The following is a 1,378-nucleotide window of genomic DNA, read 5'->3' as shown; positions in this document are numbered from 1 at the left end:
CTCTCTAGCAAATTTTGCGGTTCTAGTTTTTTTGAGATTCATTTTGTGGTGTAAAGTCAACTAATACTGTGCCTGACGGTGATTGTTTAGCAGGATGAGGTAGTTTACCGGCTTTCCACCAACGCCATAACGAGGTTTGGTTCTGTTACGAGGACCACAAATTATGCAAGGCTATTACCATAATCCGGAAGCTACAGCAAAAGCAATTGACAAAGATGGTTGGTTTGATAGCGGGGATTTAGGTTGGGTAACGCCTAAAAATGATTTGGTCTTGACCGGACGAGCAAAGGATACGATTGTATTAACCAATGGGGAGAACATCGAACCGCAGCCAATTGAAGATGCTTGTTTGCGATCGCCCTACATTGACCAGATTATGCTCGTTGGGCAAGATCAGCGCAGTATCGGTGCTTTAATCGTTCCCAATTTAGCAGCGCTGCAAAAATGGTGTGAAACTCAAAATCTCAGCCTACATCTACCAGAAGAAGGAACCATTGGAGAAAGTGAAGACTCTGTACCCAATACTGAAGTAGATCTTGAAAGTAAAATAATTCAGGATTTATTTCGGCAAGAATTAAATCGGGAAGTGCAAAATCGTCCAGGTTACCGACAAGATGATCGCATTACTTCCTTTAAACTTATTCTGGAGCCATTTTCTATTGAAAATGGCATGATGACACAAACCATGAAAATCAGAAGACATGTTGTGATGGAACGCTATCGCGATATTATTAACGGCATGTTTTCCTGATGATCGTAACTACAAACAAACAAGAGTGAACGTCAAACCTATATGGATGTCTCTAAATCTGAACTACTTTTAAAACGCGTTGTTAACGTTAAAGCAATTGTGACTTCTCTTTGGAAAGACGAAGTACAGCAGCAACTACAAGCTCAAATAAATCAAATTGATCAGCAGCTGCAACAATTAGACATCCAAGGACAGCGAGCAATCTCAGAAATTCAAAAGCAGAGCCTACAACCGCCTGGTCCCCAGACCATGCAGCAAATTGAAAATGTCCAGGTTCAAATTAATCAAAAGAAAAGTGAGCTGCTAGAACAAAAAAATCAAAGTCTACAAAATCTGCAACAGGTGCAGTTTTTAGAGCTGGATCAGGAAGTCAACCAATTCCAATTGGAAGGCTTTTTCAATGTATCACCTGGTGATAACCTGATTAGTAAACTGCAAGTCGAAGTAGTCCTACGCGATGGAGTTGTTGAAGAAATTCGCGGAGACGTATAATTTGGGGACTGGGTACTGGGGACTGGGTACTGGGAAAGAATTTCTTACCAATTCCCAATCCCCAATCCCCAATCCCTAATCCCCAATCCCCAATCCCCAATCCCCCATCCCCAATCCCCACACCCCAAACCCTCA

At 41.9% G+C, this 1,378-nt stretch carries 1 protein-coding gene and 1 pseudogene; both read left to right on the top strand.

The annotated features are described in order from the left end of the window. Positions 1-130: 130 nt before the first annotated feature. Positions 131-751, top strand: a pseudogene (locus tag G4P69_RS38270) (long-chain fatty acid--CoA ligase); the annotation flags it as partial. A 42-nt stretch (positions 752-793) separates the two neighbouring features. Next, entirely contained in the window at positions 794-1,243 is a 450-nt protein-coding gene (locus tag G4P69_RS38265) for a YlqD family protein (protein WP_208345494.1), read from the top strand. Positions 1,244-1,378: the final 135 nt, after the last annotated feature.

The sequence above is a fragment of the Aetokthonos hydrillicola CCALA 1050 genome (assembly GCF_017591665.1).
Lineage (GTDB): Bacteria > Cyanobacteriota > Cyanobacteriia > Cyanobacteriales > Nostocaceae > Aetokthonos > Aetokthonos hydrillicola.
Note: the sequence above shows the minus strand (reverse complement) of the source record. Positions and strands in the feature narration are given on the sequence as shown.

Excerpts from the sequence above, each read along its gene's own strand:
- G4P69_RS38265 (WP_208345494.1), top strand. The coding sequence starts at position 794 with ATGGATGTCTCTAAATCTGAACTACTTTTAAAACGCGTTGTTAACGTT.